Raw genomic sequence first — 19,490 nt, 5'->3', positions numbered from 1 at the left:
AACAGACTGCTGCAAATTTAATCTTGAAAGATCAACAGACCCTAGAGTTTAGGTTAAATAGACCCTTGTTTGATGGTATCACCCGATGTTTACCCAAACCACACTAAAATATCGGATTCGATATTTCATTACGACTTTATTTAAAAAGGCGGCTTTAAGGTGCAGCTATGATCGATTTAAATTGGGTATACAAGCGGAGTTTTGGATAAATAATAAGTAGATCAATGTAAGGGGGATAAAACAAAAAACGGCCCAACAAACACGTTGGTAGGCCGATATAGCAAACTGGGGAGAAGCTATCAATTTGTTGCACCTTTTCAGATGCATCATCAACAGGATGTCCTACAGGATAGGACGGGCGGCACTTTAACAAACTAGGCTTGAGAAATAAACTAAATAAAGGGATGAATTGAAAGAATTGATAAACATATAACTAATCCTACAAATTGCATTTTAATTTAACTTAAAATTAACATTACTAAAATGTTAATTATTTGTTCTATTAGTAACAAGCTGAATAAAAAACACACAAATAAAATTGCTAATAGCAGTTTAATGACGTTATAAAACACACACAAAAGAGTACCATTTATGAAAAAAATATTTCTTCTATCTATTTGTAGTTTACTGTTTATTTTAAGCTTTGCAGCAAATGCAGGCTATACGCAAACTAAATATCCAATCGTTTTAGCTCATGGAATAATGGGGTTTGACGACATCTTAGGTATTGATTACTTCTATCGTATTCCAACAAATCTAAGTAAAGATGGCGCTCGCGTTTATGTTACTTCTGTCTCTTCTGTAAATAGCTCAGAGCAGCGAGGTGAACAATTACTGCAACAAGTCGAACAAATATTGGCATTAACGGGCGCGTCTAAAGTTAATCTAATTGGTCATAGCCAAGGCGCGCAAAGTATCCGTTATGCCGCTTCTGTTCGTCCTGATATTATTGCTTCGGCAACCAGTGTCGGTGGCGTAAATTTTGGAAGCCCTGTTGCTGATATTGTTCGTCAAGGACTCATTCCTGGTTCAAAACTTGAAGGCGTTGCAAAAGCTGCATTTAATGCCTTTGGTGGATTAATCGGACTACTATCAGGTAATAATGGATTACCACAAAATGCTGTTGGAGCACTTGAGAGCTTAACCACGAAAGGTGCACTTGCGTTTAATCAGAAATACCCTGAAGGTTTACCCGCATCTCAGTGCGACCAAGGTCCAATGCAAGCAAGCAATGGCGTTTATTACTTTTCATGGAGTGGCACACGCACACTCACTAATGTTTTTGATCCCTCAGATGCACCATTAGCGATTACGTCATTACTCATTCTTGGGGATGATGATGGATTAGTCTCACGTTGTAGTAGCCACCTTGGCTATGTTTTAAAAGACAACTACAAAATGAATCATCTTGATGAAGTAAATCAGATGATTGGCTTTCATCATATTTTTGAAACCGATCCACTTAGCGTTTATCGCCAGCACGCAAACCGTTTAAAAAACATGGGTTTGTAAATAATGTGTCGTTCATACTTTGTAGGGCTTGTGTTTATTATCACGGCCCTTGTTATTAGTTATTTTATCTTTCAGCCTAACAAGCAGGCTCTTCCGCCAGATGTGAACATTCCAACGGCTGTTGATGATATGTTTGACCACATTATTCTAGCTGAGCAAGAACACGATAATTTTAGCATTACGCAAACACAGCAAGCCTGCACGCAAATACAGCAATGTAAAAAACACGCGGCTTTATTTGCCCGTTATTTAAGCTTTAAAGAAGCCATTGCTGAACTACAAAATTCGCTAAACGGTTTATCGCTATCGGAACAATTAAAAGAGATGCTTACGGTTCAAAGCCAATACTTTAACGACGATGAGATTGCGCTACTATTTGATGATGATAATCAGTGGCAACGCTATACCATTGCTAAACTGGAGATCAATCAAGATCGCCATATTAATGATGAGTTAAAACAACAATTATTAGCAAACCTTGAGGGAGCATTACCTGAACACCTTACTCAAGCGCTAAAACCAAGCAAGCAGTTAAACGCATTAAATAATGAACTTGAACAAGCACTTATTAGTCAGGATTATAACCAGCTCGCAGGAGAGTTTGGTGATGCTGCCGCAACACGCTTAATTACCTTGCAACAACAACGCCTGCAATGGCAGAGCCTAAACTTACAATTAGTAACTCAAATTGATCAATTAAATAAGCAATACACTGGGCAACAAGCTCAACACATGATCACAGCTTTACTTGATGAGCATTTGACAACAAACCAAAAACGACGATTTTTGGCAATTAACCCATAAAAAATAACGCGGCAATTAGCCGCGTTATTTATAGCTTAAAATCAATTAATGAGCCTGCTCCCAGTTGTCACCTTCATCAGCTTCAACTATGAGCGGCACATCAAGTGCAGCGGCTTGTGACATAAGTTCACAAATATGTTTTGTGTATTGTGCCGCGCAGTCTGTTTTGATTTCAAATACTAATTCATCGTGCACTTGCATAAGCAGCTTAATTGTATTTGGCGCTTGTTCGTGTACCCAGCGGTTAACGCTCAGCATTGCCTTTTTAATAATATCGGCGGCAGTACCCTGCATTGGTGCGTTTATAGCAGCACGTTCGGCTCCTTTTCTGCGCGCACCATTACGTGCGTTTATTTCTGGTAAATGCAAGCGACGGCCAAATATTGTTTCAACGTAGCCATTTTCAGCTGCTTTCTCGCGTGTTGTTTCCATATATTCAAGCACACCAGGAAAGCGCTCAAAATATTTATCTATGTAATGCTGCGCCTCATGACGCGGTACATCTAATTGACGCGCTAAACCAAATGCAGACATACCATAAATTAAGCCAAAGTTTACTGCTTTAGCCTTACGGCGCATATCGGTAGTTACATCACCAAGCTCAACACCAAATACTTCAGCGGCAGTTGCACTATGTACATCTAAGCCGTTGGCAAATGCACTTAATAGACCTTTGTCTTGTGAAAGATGCGCCATAATACGCAGCTCAATTTGACTGTAATCGGCTGCGACAATTTTGTAACCATCTGCGGCTATAAACGCTTCACGAATACGGCGTCCTTCTTCTGATCGAATTGGAATATTTTGTAAATTAGGATCAGTTGAGCTTAAACGCCCCGTGGCTGTTACGGCCTGATGATAAGAGGTATGCACACGCTGGGTTTTCTCATTCACCATTAATGGTAATTTATCGGTGTACGTTGATTTAAGCTTTGATAAACCACGGTGCTCTATAATTACTTTAGGTAGCGGATAATCATGGGCAAGCTCTTGCAATACTTCTTCTGCGGTAGAAGGTGCACCTTTAGGCGTTTTTTTGATAATAGGCAGCTCAAGTTTTTCAAACAACAATACTTGTAGTTGCTTTGGAGAACTTAAGTTAAATGGTTCGCCTGCTATTTCAAACGCTTCTTTTTCAAGCTCAATTAAACGCTCACCTAAGCGCTGGCTATGCGCTGCAAGCATGTTGCTATCGATTGCAACACCGGTGCGTTCAATATCAGAAATCACGCTAACAAGTGGCATTTCGATATCTTCGAATACAGATTTTAGTTTTTCATCTGCCGCTATTTTTGGCCAAAGCACCTCATGTAGGCGCAAAGTAATATCGGCATCTTCTGCAGCATATGGCGCTGCTTTTTCAAGTTCAATTTGATTAAAGGTAAGCTGCTTTTTACCTTTACCAGCAATATCTTCAAAGCTAATATTTTTATGGCCGAGGTATTTAAGAGCTAGCGAGTCCATGTCGTGGCGCGTGCCCACACTATTGAATACGTACGACTCAAGCATAGTGTCAAACTTAATGCCATTTAGCGCAAAACCTGCATTAGCTAATACGCTTTTATCGTATTTAAGGTTTTGCCCTACTTTAGCTTTGTTTGCATCTGCCAAAATTGGACCCAATTTTTGCATTACAAATTCAAGACTTAGTTGCTCAGGCGCACCCGGGTAGTCATGCGCTACCGGCAAATAAGCAGCTTCACCCGCTTTTACGGCAAAGCTCATACCCACCAATTGCGCTTTCATGTAATCGAGGCTGGTTGTTTCAGTATCAAACGCAAATAACTCAGCACTATTTAATTGATCTATTAATGTATCAAACTGCGCTTGCGTCAAAATCGTTTCGTAATGAGCGTCTTCTACTTTTGGTAATTCATTGGCTTCGGTAGGCACAGCTAAATGTGTTTCAGCATATTTAGGATTATCAAGTAACTCAGCTAACCAACGACGGAATTCGCACTCACCATATAATGCAATTAATTCGTCTTTGTTAGGCTCTTGAAGTTTGAATGTATCAAGATCAGATTCAACTTCAACATCACACTTAATTGTCGCAAGTTCGTAGCTTAAAGGCAGATGATCAAGAGCAATTGCTAACTTTTCACCTATTTTACCTTTAATCTCACTCGCATGATCCATTACACCTTGAAGAGAGCCATATTTTTCTAACCATTTAACCGCCGTTTTTGGACCACAACCTTCAACACCCGGAATATTATCGACCTTATCACCCATTAATGCTAAGTAATCAATAATAAGTTCAGGGCCTACACCAAACTTTTCAACCACGGTGACGGGATCTGAAATACTGTCGGTCATCGTGTTTATTAGCGTAACGTGTTCATTAACAAGCTGCGCCATGTCTTTATCGCCAGTAGAGACGAGTACATGGCGCTTTTGCTCTGATGCTATACGTGCAAATGTGCCGATAACATCATCAGCTTCAACGCCTTCAATACTAATTAGCGGAAAGCCCATCGCTTTAATAATACTGTGTATCGGTGCTATTTGAGTGCGTAAGTCATCCGGCATAGGCGGACGATTTGCCTTATACTCGCTATACATATCGTTACGGAACGTTTTACCTTTAGCGTCAAATATAACCACCATATGTGAGGGATCATATTGTCTGATCAAGCTTTTAAGCATGTTGATCACGCCATAAATAGCGCCCGTAGCCTCACCTTTAGAATTAGTTAAATGCGGCGGAGAATGATAAGCACGAAATAAATATGACGAGCCATCAACTAAAATAAGTGGGTTTTCGGGGATCTGAGCCATGGTGAATTTGGATCCTAAATGCAAAAAATTAAGGTAATTATAAGCATGCCACAAGGTAGTAAATAAAACGACAGTGAATTACTGCTTATCGTGTTATTAAAACTAGAGCAAGCTGTGGATAAGTGTGTAGATAACAGCCACAAGCTATTCTTCCAAAGCATTTTAAAATGCCTAGAAAATACTTTAACTGCTTGTTTTTGTTTAAAAAAGATAATACGAGGTTCTTTTTTTATTATTTTAAACCAATGTGGAAAAAGGTTTTTTAATAACCGTTTATGTTGTTACTCACTTTGATTATTCCTATCCATTTGAATAACCGGAGGAGTATTCTAGCATAATGGATCAAAGATCATAGCGATCCTTTATACTTTTTTTCATAGAGTATCACTAGCGAATAGCATATACCGCGCGACAACTTACTTAGCGAACGTTTTTTATACTAAAACTTTATTTAAACGAAAAATTTCGTCCATGTTAAACTTCAAACTATACACCTAGAAAATTCAATTAAGGAGCACAAAAGCATGAAAAACGTAGCTGTAATATTAGCAGGGTGTGGCGTATACGATGGTAGTGAAATTAATGAAGCAATTTTAACCTTATTACACATAGCTAAAAATGGCGCTACTTATCAATGTTTTGCACCGGATATCGAACAACTTCACACTATTAATCATTTAACCGGTGAAGTAATGACTGATAAACGAAATGTATTAACAGAAGCTGCTCGCATTGCGCGAGGTGAGGTCAAATCACTGATTGAGCTAGATATTACTCAGTTTGATGCGCTAATTGTTCCAGGTGGTTTTGGCGCTGCGAAAAACTTATGCGACTTTGCCGTTAAAGGCATACAGGCCTCTATTAATAATGACGTACTTAATGCTTGTAAAGCATTTGCTCAAGCAAAAAAACCTGCCGGTTATATGTGTATTGCACCGGCTTTGATCCCTTTTATTTACAACAATGCTCAACTTACTATTGGCAACGATCCTGATACTGCACACGCACTTAATTCATTGGGCGCAACACATATTAACTGCGAGGTTGATGATGTCGTTATTGATCAATCGAACAAGCTAGTGACTACACCTGCTTATATGTTGGCTCAAACTATTCTTGACGCAGATGCTGGGATCGAAAAGCTTGTTAGTAGCGTATTGGCTATAAACTAACTTTGATCTTAAGATCGTTTACTTGTTTATAATTAACTACGTTTATTTTATTGCTAAACAAAAAGCAAAAATTATTAAATTTATTGCGTTAACGCAAAAAGTATTCAGTTTTATTAATAAAAACATCTCTTAGCATTTTATAAATTGCGCCAGAGAGTTATAATCGGTTCAATTTCCGTCATCTATATCGTGATTGATCACGTTCAAATCGAAGTGGGCAAAGCAAAATGAAAAAATTAACAGCTGCAGCATTATTATTGCTAGCAACCACCGCATACGCACAGCCATATGATAACTCTATGACTGAAGATGCAATTAAAAAACGTCTCGCGCCAATTGGTGCTGTATATCTTGAAGGTGATAAAGCCGCTGCAGCTGCCGTACCTACAGGCCCTCGTTCTGGCGAACAAGTATATCAAAGCTCTTGTTTTGCATGTCATGGCACAGGCGCATTAGGTGCACCAAAATCAGCTGACGATTGGGCTCCACGTATAGCCAAAGGTAAAGATATTTTACTCGATCACGCACTTAACGGATTCAACGCAATGCCTCCTAAAGGTACATGTATGGATTGTTCTGATGATGAAATTAGCGCAGCTATCGATTTTATGTCATCTAAATAAACAAAATGTTTTTAAAATAAAAAGGTTTACCAACAGGTAAGCCTTTTTTAATGCCTAATTTAGCACTTTTAGCGACTACTTTACGATAATATCAACTTGACGATGAACGCTAAAAATGAAAGTATAAGGCTAATAACTATACAATAAAAATAGCCGGTTACATCATTGGAAGATAAACGCTCAGCGCATTGTAAATTAGCGTATCAAAATAAACGTCTTAAAACGCTATTAGAAAAATACAAGCAATCGCATCATTTACAAAATGCTCTTATCCAATTATCAGAGCAAGCAAGCACTGTTGCCGAGCTAACCTTACTCTATCCCGCCATTCACGATATTTTGCAAAAGTACGTTCCCAGTAAAAGTTTTTATGTCGTGTTATTAGATCAACACAGCCAATCGTTAGAGCTTTCTTATTTTTCAGATGAAAAAGACGCAATTGCCGTTGCGCTTAATCAACCTAATTGTTTTGATAAAGGGGTAACTGGATACGTATTTAAGCAAGGTAAAACAACTCACTTTACCAAACAGCAAATGCAAGAGGCAGCGGATAAAGGTCTATTTAAAGCAATGGGAACGCCTGCAGAACATTGGGTAGGAGTACCTGTTTACCAAGAAAGAAATATTATTGGTGTGTTAGCAGCGCAAAGCTACGATACGCAGCAAACATATAGTTCACAACAAATACAGCTACTTGAGGTTATGTCACTTTATTTAGCTACGGCTATAGAGCGTGTAAAAAAACGCGAGCTTCTTGAGTCTGAAGTTAAAATAAGAACCCGTGCATTAACGCATAGTAACGACGCGCTCAACGTTGAAATTGAGCAACGTAAACATGCCCTGCAACGCCAGCAAATCTTATTTAAGATATCAGAGCTGGCGACTCAAGCTAAAAATATTAATGATGCTTACTTCAAAATACACGAAATAATAAAAACAATTACCTACGCTGAAAATTTATATATTGCGCTTTATGATAAAGAATCCGGTTGGATAAACTTTCCTTACTGTGTCGATGAATTTAAAGAAAACACATTACCAAGACGCTTTTCGAAAGGTTACAGCGAACTGGTAATTAGTACTGAAGAAACTCAACTTATACACCCTTGTCGAGCTAAAGAGTTATTAGAAAGTGGTACGGTACAACGTAGCCAGTCGGTACAAAAAGAACAAAAAGCCACCAGTTGGTTAGGATCTCCACTTAAAACATCACAAGGCGTGATTGGCCTCATTGTTTGTCAGGCTTACAATAATAAACATATTTTTAGCCAAGATGATTGCGAACTAATAACCTTCGTCTCTCACCAAATTGCAGCTGTATTGCAAACAAAGCTTGCTAATCAAGCTCTTAAAAAAAGCCACCATGAATTAGAGTCTAGAGTAAACGAAAAAACCAAAGAGTTGCGCCAAACAAACTTACACTTACAAATGCAAATAGATGAGCGAAAGAAAATAGAGCAGCAACTTTATCATGATGCGCATCATGACTCGCTTACCAGTCTACCTAACCGCAGTTTGTTTTTAACTCAACTTGAAAAAACATTACAGCACTATCAACGTTTCCCTGAACACCATTTTGCCGTGTTGTTCATTGATTTAGATAAATTTAAAGACATAAACGACCAACTAGGACATCAAGCAGGTGATCAATTTTTAATAAATGTTGGTGAGTTATTTTCGCAATGTATACGTGAGCACGATTTATTAGCGCGCTTAGGTGGAGATGAGTTTGTTATTTTGCTAACCCACCTAACCGAGCCACAGCAGGCAGAAGATGTTGCTAATCGTATTATCGATTTAATGAAAATGCCATTTAGCTTAAAAGACACCTCTTTAAAAAGTGGTGCGAGTATTGGTATAACTTACTCGAGACTCGATTATATACACACCGACGAAATTATCCGTGATGCTGATGCTGCTATGTACTACGCCAAAAATTCTGGGAAAAACCGATACGAGTTATTTCACCCTTTATTAACCCAGTCTGTGCCAGAGCAAGAACAACAAACTCTTCATCATCTTGACGCATTACCTATGAGCTTTAGAAGCTCAGAAATAATTACCTTAAATGAACAACATCAATCAGAATCATTATTTGAAGCATTTGGGGAGCACCCAATACTTGGTTTTACTAGTTTTGATATTTTAAAAAAGTTTGCAGTCGATCCAGAACAACACGTACAAGTGGAGTTGCAGCTACTACAACGCGCCTTCACTAAAGCCGTAAATGCGAATATAAAAATGGCATTAGTACCGTGTTCATGTCTATTGCTAGGATTACATGAATTTACTTTATTTACCGAGGTGCTTGGTAAGCAGCAAGGTCAAAGCCAACTTTGCCTACTATTCGATGAGCAAGAAATTCGCCAAGCATGTGCCACACAGCTCGAAAATCTTAAGAAGCTTTCGCTACTTGGTTACTCAATTGGGCTGAATAACTTCGCCAAAGATAGGTGTGAGCTTAATTTATTGACTGATGTTAACTTTGATTACCTATTGTTAAGTTCAACGTTTAGTAAGCGCGTATTGCAACAACAAAGTTACGATTTCCAACTTCAAGGAGTACTAGCAATTACTCAACTAAAAAAAATGAAAGTAATTGCTAAAGGTCCATCTATACTAAATTTCAGAGCACTATTAGACAAACACGGATTAAATTTTTTTGTTGGGAAGCAGCACTCTCTTGCTAATAAAAAACAACTTTTAGACTCAAATCTAGAATCAATAAAAAACTAAATCCCAGCATCACGCAAAGCGCCCACAGTTACATAATTTATAAAATTACATTAAATTAGTGAGCTATTATAGCGATAAGAAAAATAGCTCAATAACAAGGCTAAAATTATGGCATATAGTTGTTCTCGGCAATTGCTCGCTGCATTGCTTTGCTCAGCCTCCTGCATCCATGCAGTCGACATATAAATGTTAGTGAGTTATTTAATACGCTTGAATGCTTATTTTTTAACAAAATTGGTATTACATGTCCATATGACGATTAGTGCTTTGCATCATTTGCTTTACGCCTTGTTTTTCAAGCTCTAATATTTGCTGTAATTTTTCTTGGCCGTTATCTGTTTTAGCGCGTTCAAGTAAGTATTCGTACAACTCAATCACTTTTTGATGCTGCTGTGCTAAATAGCCTTGAATAACTTTCTCATCAAATTGCTGATCTTTACTAATATCTTCAAAAGTAATTAGCTCAGGGTTTTTAGCAAAGTATTCATAACAGTACGTATCGAGCGTATTTATTTCGGTTATCGCCTTAAACCCAACTAAATCTTCAGCCAGTTTTTTTTCGTAATTTAAGTAATAGTCCACCAGCATTGCATTATGTTCATCGAGTAAATCCTTTACGGCATAGAAATTAGCCGCCATTTGTGTATGAAACAAAATGGTCCAATCGTATACCTCTTTAATCGTTTTAACTTGCATGTGCATTCCTTATTTAGTTGACTGAAGTACAATGTTGCGTAAAACGTGCCAATTAAAAAGCTATTTAAAAACATGAGGTTAATTTCAAAATAAAGAATAATTAGGAATTTAACAGTACAACTTACAAATTATAAGTAATTTTTATAGAGCAATGCGTGGGTAGTAACCGCACAGCACTGCTCTATCGTCTTGTTGCTTTATATTATTTAAGTCCTTGTTTGCGCCACAGTAGGTAAACCGCAGGAATAACAAGTAAGGTGAGTACAATTGCACTGCCCATACCGCCAACCATAGGTGCTGCTATTCGACTCATTACTTCGCTTCCGGTACCCGTGCCATAAAGTACAGGTAATAAACCGATAATAATTGTCGCGACAGTCATCATAACCGGGCGTACTCGAAGCCCTGCTCCTTCAATAATAGCTTGCTGTAATTGCACTAAGCTAAGCGGTTTTTCGGCTTGCTCTGCTTCGAGGCACTTTTCTTGATAGGCTTGGTTTAAATACACCAACATAATGACCCCAATTTCTACCGCTACCCCAGCTAAGGCAATAAAGCCTACACCTACTGCAACTGAAAAGTTAAAGCCCTCTAAATACATTAGCCATACGCCACCAATCATTGCCAGTGGCAACGTAGCCATAATAATAGTGACCTCAGCAAAGCTTCTAAAATTAAGGTAAAGCAATACAATAATAATCGCTAATGTAAGTGGTAATACATAAGTCAGTTTTTCTTTAGCGCGCTGCATGTATTCATACTGCCCAGCCCACGTAATTGAGTAGCCAGCAGGTAGTATTAGGTCTTTATCCAGCACTTGCTGAGCGTGCTCAACGTAAGTACCAATATCAACGCCATCTATATCAATAAAACTCCAACCGTTTAAACGTGCATTTTCGCTTTTTATACCAGGCGGTCCATCTTCAATAAATACATCGGCTACATCACCAAGTGCTATACGCTGCCCAGTAGGCGTTACAATAGGTAACAACATTAACTCTTCTGGCGAGTCTCGGTATGCTTGCGGGTAACGCAAATTAACTGGGTAGCGCTCTTGCCCTTCTACGGTTTGAGTTACGTTTGTGCCACCTATTGCAGTAGATACAACTTGCTGTACGTCGCTAATGTTTAAGCTATAACGCGCGGCTTTTTCACGATTTATATCTACTTTTATATAACGTCCACCGGCTACTCGCTCTGAGTAAACCGATGCGGTGCCTTGAACATCTTTTAAAAGCACTTCTATTTGCTGACCAATTTTTTGAATTTCACTCAACTTTGGTCCCGCAACTTTAATGCCCACGGGAGTTTTAATACCGGTTGCGAGCATATCAATACGTGTTTTAATTGGCATTACCCACGCATTCGTCAACCCCGGAAACTTAACCAAACCGTCGAGTTCTTTTTTAAGTTTTTCAAGCGTCATGCCCTCGCGCCATTCGTCTTTTGGTTTTAACTGAATAAACGTCTCTATCATTGTAAGCGGCGCAGGATCTGTTGCAGTTTCTGCTCGCCCAACTTTACCAAATACTGTTTTAACCTCAGGTACTGTGGCAATTAACTTGTCGGTTTGCTGTAGTATTTCGCGTGCTTTACCTACCGATAAACCAGGATACGTTGTGGGCATATACATTAAATCGCCCTCATCGAGTGGCGGAATAAATTCACTGCCTATTTTATTTACCGGGTAAAAGCCAATAACAGAAACAACCACCGCGAGTACCAATGTCATTTTTGGAAATTTAAGCACCCAGTTAAGGAGTGGACGATACGCTGCGACGAGTAATCGGTTAACTGGATTTTTTTGCTCCGAAATAACTTTACCTCTAATAAAGTAACCCATTAATACCGGCACTAAGGTAATCGCAAGCCCAGCAGACGCAGCCATAGCATAGGTTTTAGTGTAAGCCAGTGGCGCAAACATACGCCCTTCTTGCGCTTCTAAAATAAATACAGGCATAAAACTGACGGTAATAATTAATAAACTAAAAAATAATGCAGGACCCACTTCACTCGCCGATTTAGCCACAACTTCCCAGCGGTTTTCGTTGGTAAGGGGCGTTTTTTCCATATGTTTATGCATATTTTCAATCATGACGATAGCACCGTCAGTCATTGCGCCTATCGCTATTGCAATTCCTCCTAAAGACATAATATTGGCGTTAATCCCCTGCCAATACATAATTATAAATGCCGTTAAAATCCCAAGCGGTAACGTAATAATCGCCACCAGCGATGAGCGCACATGAAACAAAAACACCACACACACTAAGGCAACTACAATCAGCTCTTCAATTAACTTACTTGTTAGGTTATCAACCGCGTTATTTATTAAGTTAGAGCGATCGTACACTGGGACAATTTCAACGCCCTCTGGTAATCCCTTTTTAAGCGATTCTAATTTTGCTTTTACGAGTTCAATGGTTTTTTGTGCATTTTCGCCATAGCGCATAATGACAATGCCGCCGGTTACTTCGCCTTCGCCATTAAGCTCTGCAATACCACGGCGCATTTGCGGTCCGACTCGAATATCAGCTACATCACGCAATTGCAGCGCAGTACCATTAGCGTTTACACCAAGCGGAATAGCTTCCAAGTCGGCAACACTCTTAATGTAGCCTGTGCTTGTTACCATGTATTCAGCTTCAGCCATTTCAACTACCGAGGCGCCCATCTCTTGGTTGCCTTGTTGAATCGCCGTTTGAATAAGGCTAAGTGGAATACCATATGCGCGTAATTTATCGGGCTCTACATTGACTTGGTATTGCTTAACCATGCCACCAACAGCAGCCACTTCAGATACACCGGGCACAGTTTGTAGCTCAAACTTTAAAAACCAATCCTGTAAGCTTCGTAGCTGACTAATATCGTGTTTATTTGTTTTATCAACTAGTGCGTATAAGTAAATCCAACCTACGCCTGTTGCATCAGGGCCAAGCTCTGGCGTAGCGCTATCGGGTAATCGGTTTGCTACTTGGCTTAGGTATTCTTGTACTCGGCTACGCGCCCAATACAAATCAGTTTTTTCATCAAAAATAACGTAAACGTACGAGTCACCAAAAAACGAAAAACCCCTTACGGTTTGCGCACCCGGCACAGAAAGCATTGCTGTGGTGAGCGGAAATGTAACTTGGTCTTGCACTACTTGCGGCGCTTGCCCCGGGTAAGTGGTTTTTATAATGACCTGAACATCAGATAAGTCAGGCAAGGCATCCACGGGCGTATTTTTTAGTGCAAACAATCCTCCACCCAGTAAAATTAATGTAAGCAACAACACAAAAAAGCGATTGCCAACAGACCAGCGAATAATGGCAGTTATCATAATGGCTCCTAGTGAGAACTGTGTTGCATAGTAGAATGATCAATCGGCTCTGCGTTTTGCGCTTTAGTAATTACAAATTCATCATTAATAATACTAAAAGTAAAATTAATATACTGGGCATTTTCAAACTTGGTAATGTCGATGTCTGGCGCTAATACAAAGTCCATTGTGGCGGGTTCTCGATTCCATTTTTCAATGACTTCTCGGCTAATATTAATAATGCGATTTTGTGTATCTATGGCATTAATAGTGCCATTAACCGTGGCGCTTTGTGGCTGCATATCCATGTTCATATTCGAGCCTGAACCAGAATCCGAGCTCATACCTGAGCTAATACCTGAGCTAAGAACTGAACTAGGCATTTCCATTCGTTTAAAGTCAGAGCTCTTACTCGACTCAGAATCAATTAAAAATTGCGCTGAGGTCACTACCGTGTCACCTGTCATTACACCTGACAAAATGACCGCTTCATTACTATTAATTTGCCCAACTTCGACTTCTACCGATTTAAAACGACCCTCACCTAATGCAATAACCACACGGTTTTGATGCTGCGTGCGAATTACCGCTTCTTTAGGGACTGTAAATTGCGCTTTACTCGCTTTAGCGTGAATGCTCACTTGTGCAAACATATTTGGTTTTAACCGATGATCTGCATTTTCAAACCTAAGCCTTACACGCAGAGTCCTATTTTTAGCATCAAGCGCGGGGTAAATATAATCAACCTTACCTTCCCACTTTTGACCTTTTAAGTAATCAAGCGTCATTGTTACAGGTAAACCAACGCTCACTTGTTCTGATTGGCGCTCGAACACTTCTGCCTCTACCCAAATTTCATCAAGCTGAGCAATACTCATCATTGATGTGCCTGGTTTAACGTAAAAGCCTTCTCGTACTGTTAGCTCATCTACCACACCACTTTGCTTTGCGTAAAAAGTAATATTTTGCATTATCTTTTTATTTTTTTGTAAGCGCTCGATAAATCCATCAGACACATTTAACGACTCTAAACGCGCCTTTGCAGCGCGAATTAACACGGTATTATTACGATTAACCGCCAGTAAAAACTCTTCCTGTGCATTCACCAATTGTGGTGAGTACAAAGTATATAAAGGCTCACCTGCTTTAACTTGTGCACCTTGCGCTTTAACGTATAAGCTTTCAATCCAGCCCTCTACACGCGGATGAATGTGAATAAGTTGGTCTTGGTTATATTGCACATACCCCACAGTATTTATATCGCTGTGAAGTGTTTTAAGCTCTACTTTGACGGTTCTTACACCCAAGTTATTAATGACTGCAGGCGAAATAGTTACAGCACCTGGTCCATCCTGAGCGTTGCTATCGTTTTCATACACAGGGACTAAATCCATTCCCATTGGCGACAGCCCTGGCGCGTCACGCCTGTAATTACGATCCATAGGGGCTACCCAATATAAGGGCTGTTTGTCAGCGCTTTGTTGTTCATGCATTGCCGAGTTGCTAGGTAAAAACTGCATTACTAAGCCGCCTATTAACCCAAAGGCGCCTGCGCCAACTAAGGCGGCAACAAGTAACTTTAAATTAGTATTCATTGTGTAATTCTCCAGTTTGCTCGCTCATTACTTGGGGGTCTAAGCTACTTGCATAATAATTAAGGCGGGCGGTAATAATATGTTGATCTACTTGAATATTCAGTGCATCAATTTTGGCGTTAAGTTCACTAATGCGTGCACGCATCACGTCAGAAAAATCCCCGTCGTCGCGTGTATAAGCATTTAGTGTTGCTTGAGATTGCTCTGACATTTGCGGTAATAACGTATTTTGATAAAGCGCATCGCGTTTTTGCAAACGAGCGAGTTGACTAAACTCCTTAAAGTACATGCCTTTGAGTTTTTGAAGCGCCACCAGCTTTTGTGTTTTAGTAGCTTCTGCACTAGCAATAGCCGATTTAACTTGTTGATCTTGTCTGTTATCAGTAAACAATGGCAAATCAATACTAAATCCTACTGAGAGTAAATCAGCTCGCGACTCACCCATCGGGGTATCATCTCGGTAACCATAACCCACATTAACGCCCATTTGAGGTTTGTAGCTTTGCTTAGCGAGCGCAACTTCGGTTTGCTTTGCCATTACGGTTTTATCTATCGCAATAATTGCGGGATGCGCCATAAGCAACTGTATTAGTTTATCAAATTCAAGGCTCGCAAAATCAACCAGCCCTGCGGTTTTAGTAAACTCGGTATTTAAAGGCTGCATAAGCATATTCATAGGTAACCACTGTGCTAAGCGGTTTTTAGCACTTTCAAATTGCTGCTCAAGCATAACCAGCTTATCTTCAAGGCGAGTGAGCTCTAATTGCGCACGAATAATATCTTGCTGGCGTGTTTTACCTAAGGTACTTGCGTAGCTTGCTTCGGTAATTTCAATAAGCTGAGTAAATAGCCCTTTATCTTGCTCAATTAAAGCAATACTTCGCTGAGCACGATACGCGTTTAACCACGACTCAATCACAATTGCTTTTACTTGTGCTAGGCGATCGGCGCGCTGCCAAGGATATTGTTGAGCAGACTGAGCTAATGCCTTTTGTTTGAGCGCTAAACTATTCCCTCGGCTAAACTTTTGGCTCAAATCAACTTTAAGCTGCGTCATCCCTTCTTGATCAAACGCATAACCATTAGTAGGTAAGTTAAGTAAGCCAACCGTTAAAACAGGATCGGGTAAGGTGCCTGCGGCAATACTTTGCGCTATTGCGGCATCTTCTTGGTAGCCACTCGCTTTTAGCCATGGCTCATGCGTTAGTGCATAATTAAGCGCTTGCGTTAAGCTAAGCGTTTGCTCATGACTAGTTTGCTTTAGTATTTCGGTATTTAGGTTATTTTGATTGTTTTGCGCATTAACAGCTGTGCTAAATAACACAACACTACATAATACGGCTTTAATACTTACAGCGTGGTTCATCACCTGCTCCATCTAAAAATAAAAGAAAATCTTAAATTAGGAAGCAAAAAAGGTGTTTAAGAGTTTTACAAAAACCTTTTATATCAATTGCATTGAATTAATGATCTATTATTGCGGTAGGGAAATAGCTCTATAACAAGGAAAAAATTACGCAGTATAGTTGCTTTATATAAGTAATTTTTAACGCAGTTAGAGAGGTATTTAGTTCCTAAAATGAGCATGTTTTCAATAAAATAGATATTACACCTATCCTGCTATTAAGCAGACATAGGAGGGCGGTAGAGTGAACGAGGTATATTAATTTGTGTAGTAGATACACGTACATTTACTTTTTCAGATTCAAGTAAAGTAACGCTAAATAAAGTATCAACATTAAGCATTGAATTAGCTGCGCAGCCACTCATAGGGCATTTACAATCATTTTGTGGCGTACTTTCGTCGTCGCAACAATCCATCTGCATCATATTTCCAGACATGCTAGCGACAGCTGTTGCATCACTACTTTGTGTCATTGGCATTTGGGCATGCATTGCTGTTTTAGTTGGCATATGTGGCATTTCGCATACCATAGCTACAGACGCAACTGCCTGACCCACAAAAGTGAGTAGCAAAGTTATCATGAGTAAACTAGAGTAAAAACGTTGCAACATTATGCCCTTTAATAAATTTCAAAATGATTGTAAGGTAACCAAACGGCAACCACAAACACTTTAATTATGTAGATTGCGGTTTATCGGGTGTTTTGATTAAGTTACTGGCGATAATTGCAAATATACAATACGCGCTAAAATACCAAAACCCTTCACCAAATTGGGCATTCATAACAAGTAGCTCACCACTTTTACCATGAGCGTTACCTGCTAAGTAAGTCACTATTAATGCAATAACAAATACATCAACCATGCTCCACTTACTTAATGCACAAATAACCAGACCGAGCTTTTGCTTAAATCCATTCAAAGGCAGGCAACAATAGAGCAATTGTAATAATAGCTTCAAACTTGGAATAACAATAGAAAACAACCCCACTAAAGCGGCTACAAATAGATTATTGTTATTAGCAAGCTCTTTAACTGTGCCTAAAATACTTTGTGTTTTGTTATAGGCGCTAATCTCACCTTCTAACTTATCAAGCCCTAACATGTTCGAAAACATCATTAGCATACTACGAGTACGGCCATCCTCCTCTTCAGCCAGCATTTCAATACCCGCTTGCGCTAGCTTTGATTTATCTATACTACCTTCTATTGTTAATACTGGCTTTGTAATTCCTGGCAACAATAAACTTATCGCAATTATAATACTTAAAACAGACAACCAATTACGCATACTTAATCAACCATAACCTCTATCACATCGTCACTATAAAGCATCGACTCTAAAATAAAATTATAAAGTTCCTCAATCGAAAGTTGTGAATTGATCTGTTGAAGTGCTGAATCAACCAATGACCAATCTTGTCCTTCTATCGCTTTAACCAGCAGTAAACAATCACCCAAAGCGCCTGCACCTACTAATAGCGCAGCACTAATGCTTTCATCGAGTGTAAACTCTTCCACTATAACCTTTAACTCTATATCCAAAATAGCATCCAGCATCGAAAACAAGCCTACCAAGTAAGCTTTTTCAGCTAGCTCTTTATCACTTTCACTTAAAATTAGCTCCATAAGCCTTGCTCGCACAAGTGCAAATTTAGTTAACTCAGTCGGTTTATCAATACCCAAATCACTCAAAGCCAACACTCGAACGAATTGACGAATAACATCTTCGCCTAAATAAACTACGGCTTGTGAAATAGAAGTAATGACCAAACTAGCGTTACCTGAACGTGCATTAGCCAACTTTAATATGCGCGTAGTGATCCCTATATCTTTAGCCACACGTTGGTGTATTTCTTCAAAGCACAAAGACGCTTTTGAAACCGATTTCAATAAGTCAAATACACTTGCTTTAGATGGATCGACACCACTATAGGAAATCATTTCAGGTTGAGAAAAAAAGAACCCTTGAAAATAATCGCATCCAGCCGCTTTTAATAATAAAAATTGCTGGTGCGTTTCTATACGTTCAACAATAATCTTACAGTGTGGATAATTACGTTTAAGCTTTTTGACCCATATAGTCGTTTTTATAATGGGTTCATCTGCTTCTATTTTAATATAACTAACAAGCGCTAATAATGGCTCCCACTTAGCATCACCATCATAATCATCGAGCGCAAAAATATATCCGTCTTTTTTAAGTGCACGCACACGATTAGCAACCGCCGCAATATTTACTGCACGTTCGACTATTTCAATAACGGTGGTTTCTGGATTTAATAATTTTGGAAAATCATCAAGCAATGCATCCGTAGATAAGTTTATAAACGCCAGTTGATGAGCGGTAAGTTTCTCAGGCCCCACCAACATAAGTGTATTAAAAAATAAACGACTGGTGGCGTGCTGATCACTTGTTCCCACTGGAAAAGCGTTATTTGGCGAGTTTCTATATAACAACTCATATGCAAAAAGTTCTTTTTCAATATTGAATATGGGCTGCCTAGCAACATATTGCGTTATAGAAGGAGTTGAATTAGGTGTATTAGACACTTTCAATAGGTTTAGCCTGTAAGTTCATATTTGCAAATAACACTCAATATAGTCACTTTAATACAGATGACATATTAAAAGTATAGTAAAAATATCTTAATCCCTATGACAATTTCTCAATTAAGAGGTTTTAATTAATACCAATTGCATTAAATTAGTGATCGATTATGGCGATAAGAAAACAGCTCAATAACAAGGCTAAAATTATGATACATAGTTGTTCTATATAAATAATTTTTAACGTAGTTAGTGAGTTATTTAATACGCTAGAATGATCATGCTTTTAATAAAATTGGTATTACTGCTTAATTTT

At 39.0% G+C, this 19,490-nt stretch carries 13 protein-coding genes; 5 read left to right on the top strand and 8 right to left on the bottom strand.

Annotated features, from left to right (window positions below; all coding sequences use genetic code 11):
• Positions 1–591 precede the first annotated feature (591 nt).
• A complete protein-coding gene (locus tag CWB66_RS06745) occupies positions 592–1,512 on the top strand; it encodes a lipase family alpha/beta hydrolase (protein ID WP_138584774.1) in 921 nt (306 codons plus the stop codon).
• Positions 1,513–1,515: 3 nt separating this feature from the next.
• Positions 1,516–2,316 (top strand): lipase secretion chaperone, encoded by an 801-nt coding sequence (locus CWB66_RS06740; protein WP_138584773.1) that lies wholly within the window; start codon positions 1,516–1,518, stop codon positions 2,314–2,316.
• Between the two features lie 45 nt (positions 2,317–2,361).
• On the opposite strand, the gene polA is transcribed toward CWB66_RS06740, so the two are convergent.
• Positions 2,362–5,097 (bottom strand): DNA polymerase I, encoded by a 2,736-nt coding sequence (gene polA / locus CWB66_RS06735; RefSeq protein ID WP_138584772.1) that lies wholly within the window; start codon positions 5,095–5,097, stop codon positions 2,362–2,364.
• A 524-nt stretch (positions 5,098–5,621) separates the two neighbouring features.
• Between polA and elbB the strand changes: the two genes are divergently transcribed.
• The 3 genes from elbB to CWB66_RS06720 all read left to right on the top strand — a co-directional run bounded on the left by elbB (position 5,622) and on the right by CWB66_RS06720 (position 9,628).
• Positions 5,622–6,269: an isoprenoid biosynthesis glyoxalase ElbB gene (elbB, locus tag CWB66_RS06730; protein WP_077536823.1), complete on the top strand. Its 648-nt coding sequence runs from the start codon at positions 5,622–5,624 to the stop codon at positions 6,267–6,269.
• Between the two features lie 227 nt (positions 6,270–6,496).
• On the top strand, positions 6,497–6,892 hold the full coding sequence (locus tag CWB66_RS06725; protein WP_077536822.1) for a c-type cytochrome: 396 nt from the start codon (positions 6,497–6,499) through the stop codon (positions 6,890–6,892).
• Between the two features lie 165 nt (positions 6,893–7,057).
• Complete coding sequence (locus CWB66_RS06720) at positions 7,058–9,628, top strand: diguanylate cyclase domain-containing protein (protein WP_138584771.1); 2,571 nt, start codon at positions 7,058–7,060, stop codon at positions 9,626–9,628.
• A 240-nt stretch (positions 9,629–9,868) separates the two neighbouring features.
• Here the strand turns inward: CWB66_RS06720 and CWB66_RS06715 are convergent, their stop codons facing one another.
• From CWB66_RS06715 to CWB66_RS06685, 7 genes are all read right to left on the bottom strand, one after another.
• Complete coding sequence (locus tag CWB66_RS06715; protein ID WP_138584770.1) at positions 9,869–10,324, bottom strand: hypothetical protein; 456 nt, start codon at positions 10,322–10,324, stop codon at positions 9,869–9,871.
• A 202-nt stretch (positions 10,325–10,526) separates the two neighbouring features.
• Positions 10,527–13,646, bottom strand: coding sequence for an efflux RND transporter permease subunit (locus CWB66_RS06710; protein ID WP_138584769.1), 3,120 nt, complete (start codon positions 13,644–13,646; stop codon positions 10,527–10,529).
• A gap of 8 nt (positions 13,647–13,654) precedes the next feature.
• Positions 13,655–15,220, bottom strand: coding sequence for an efflux RND transporter periplasmic adaptor subunit (locus tag CWB66_RS06705; protein ID WP_138584768.1), 1,566 nt, complete (start codon positions 15,218–15,220; stop codon positions 13,655–13,657).
• The gene (locus CWB66_RS06700; protein ID WP_138584767.1) at positions 15,210–16,586 is read right to left on the bottom strand and encodes a TolC family protein; all 1,377 of its coding nucleotides are present in this window, start codon (positions 16,584–16,586) and stop codon (positions 15,210–15,212) included. Before CWB66_RS06700 ends, CWB66_RS06705 begins: the two co-directional genes overlap by 11 nt.
• Positions 16,587–16,843: 257 nt before the next feature.
• Positions 16,844–17,143, bottom strand: coding sequence for a hypothetical protein (locus CWB66_RS06695; RefSeq protein WP_138584766.1), 300 nt, complete (start codon positions 17,141–17,143; stop codon positions 16,844–16,846).
• A gap of 157 nt (positions 17,144–17,300) precedes the next feature.
• Positions 17,301–17,915: a paraquat-inducible protein A gene (locus CWB66_RS06690; RefSeq protein ID WP_138584765.1), complete on the bottom strand. Its 615-nt coding sequence runs from the start codon at positions 17,913–17,915 to the stop codon at positions 17,301–17,303.
• Positions 17,916–17,917: 2 nt separating this feature from the next.
• The gene (locus tag CWB66_RS06685; protein WP_138584764.1) at positions 17,918–19,183 is read right to left on the bottom strand and encodes an EAL and HDOD domain-containing protein; all 1,266 of its coding nucleotides are present in this window, start codon (positions 19,181–19,183) and stop codon (positions 17,918–17,920) included.
• Positions 19,184–19,490: the final 307 nt, after the last annotated feature.

The organism is Pseudoalteromonas sp. S558, from assembly GCF_005886635.1.
GTDB classification, from domain to species: Bacteria; Pseudomonadota; Gammaproteobacteria; order Enterobacterales; family Alteromonadaceae; genus Pseudoalteromonas; species Pseudoalteromonas aliena.
This window is presented reverse-complemented; position numbering and strand designations above follow the sequence as displayed.

Bases quoted from the DNA above. Each gene is read 5' to 3' on its own strand.
- CWB66_RS06745 (WP_138584774.1), top strand. From the start codon at position 592: ATGAAAAAAATATTTCTTCTATCTATTTGTAGTTTACTGTTTATTTTA.
- CWB66_RS06740 (WP_138584773.1), top strand. From the start codon at position 1,516: ATGTGTCGTTCATACTTTGTAGGGCTTGTGTTTATTATCACGGCCCTT.
- polA (WP_138584772.1), bottom strand. From the start codon at position 5,097: ATGGCTCAGATCCCCGAAAACCCACTTATTTTAGTTGATGGCTCGTCA.
- elbB (WP_077536823.1), top strand. From the start codon at position 5,622: ATGAAAAACGTAGCTGTAATATTAGCAGGGTGTGGCGTATACGATGGT.
- CWB66_RS06725 (WP_077536822.1), top strand. From the start codon at position 6,497: ATGAAAAAATTAACAGCTGCAGCATTATTATTGCTAGCAACCACCGCA.
- CWB66_RS06715 (WP_138584770.1), bottom strand. From the start codon at position 10,324: ATGCAAGTTAAAACGATTAAAGAGGTATACGATTGGACCATTTTGTTT.
- CWB66_RS06710 (WP_138584769.1), bottom strand. From the start codon at position 13,646: ATGATAACTGCCATTATTCGCTGGTCTGTTGGCAATCGCTTTTTTGTG.
- CWB66_RS06705 (WP_138584768.1), bottom strand. From the start codon at position 15,220: ATGAATACTAATTTAAAGTTACTTGTTGCCGCCTTAGTTGGCGCAGGC.
- CWB66_RS06700 (WP_138584767.1), bottom strand. From the start codon at position 16,586: ATGAACCACGCTGTAAGTATTAAAGCCGTATTATGTAGTGTTGTGTTA.
- CWB66_RS06695 (WP_138584766.1), bottom strand. From the start codon at position 17,143: ATGCCACATATGCCAACTAAAACAGCAATGCATGCCCAAATGCCAATG.
- CWB66_RS06690 (WP_138584765.1), bottom strand. From the start codon at position 17,915: ATGCGTAATTGGTTGTCTGTTTTAAGTATTATAATTGCGATAAGTTTA.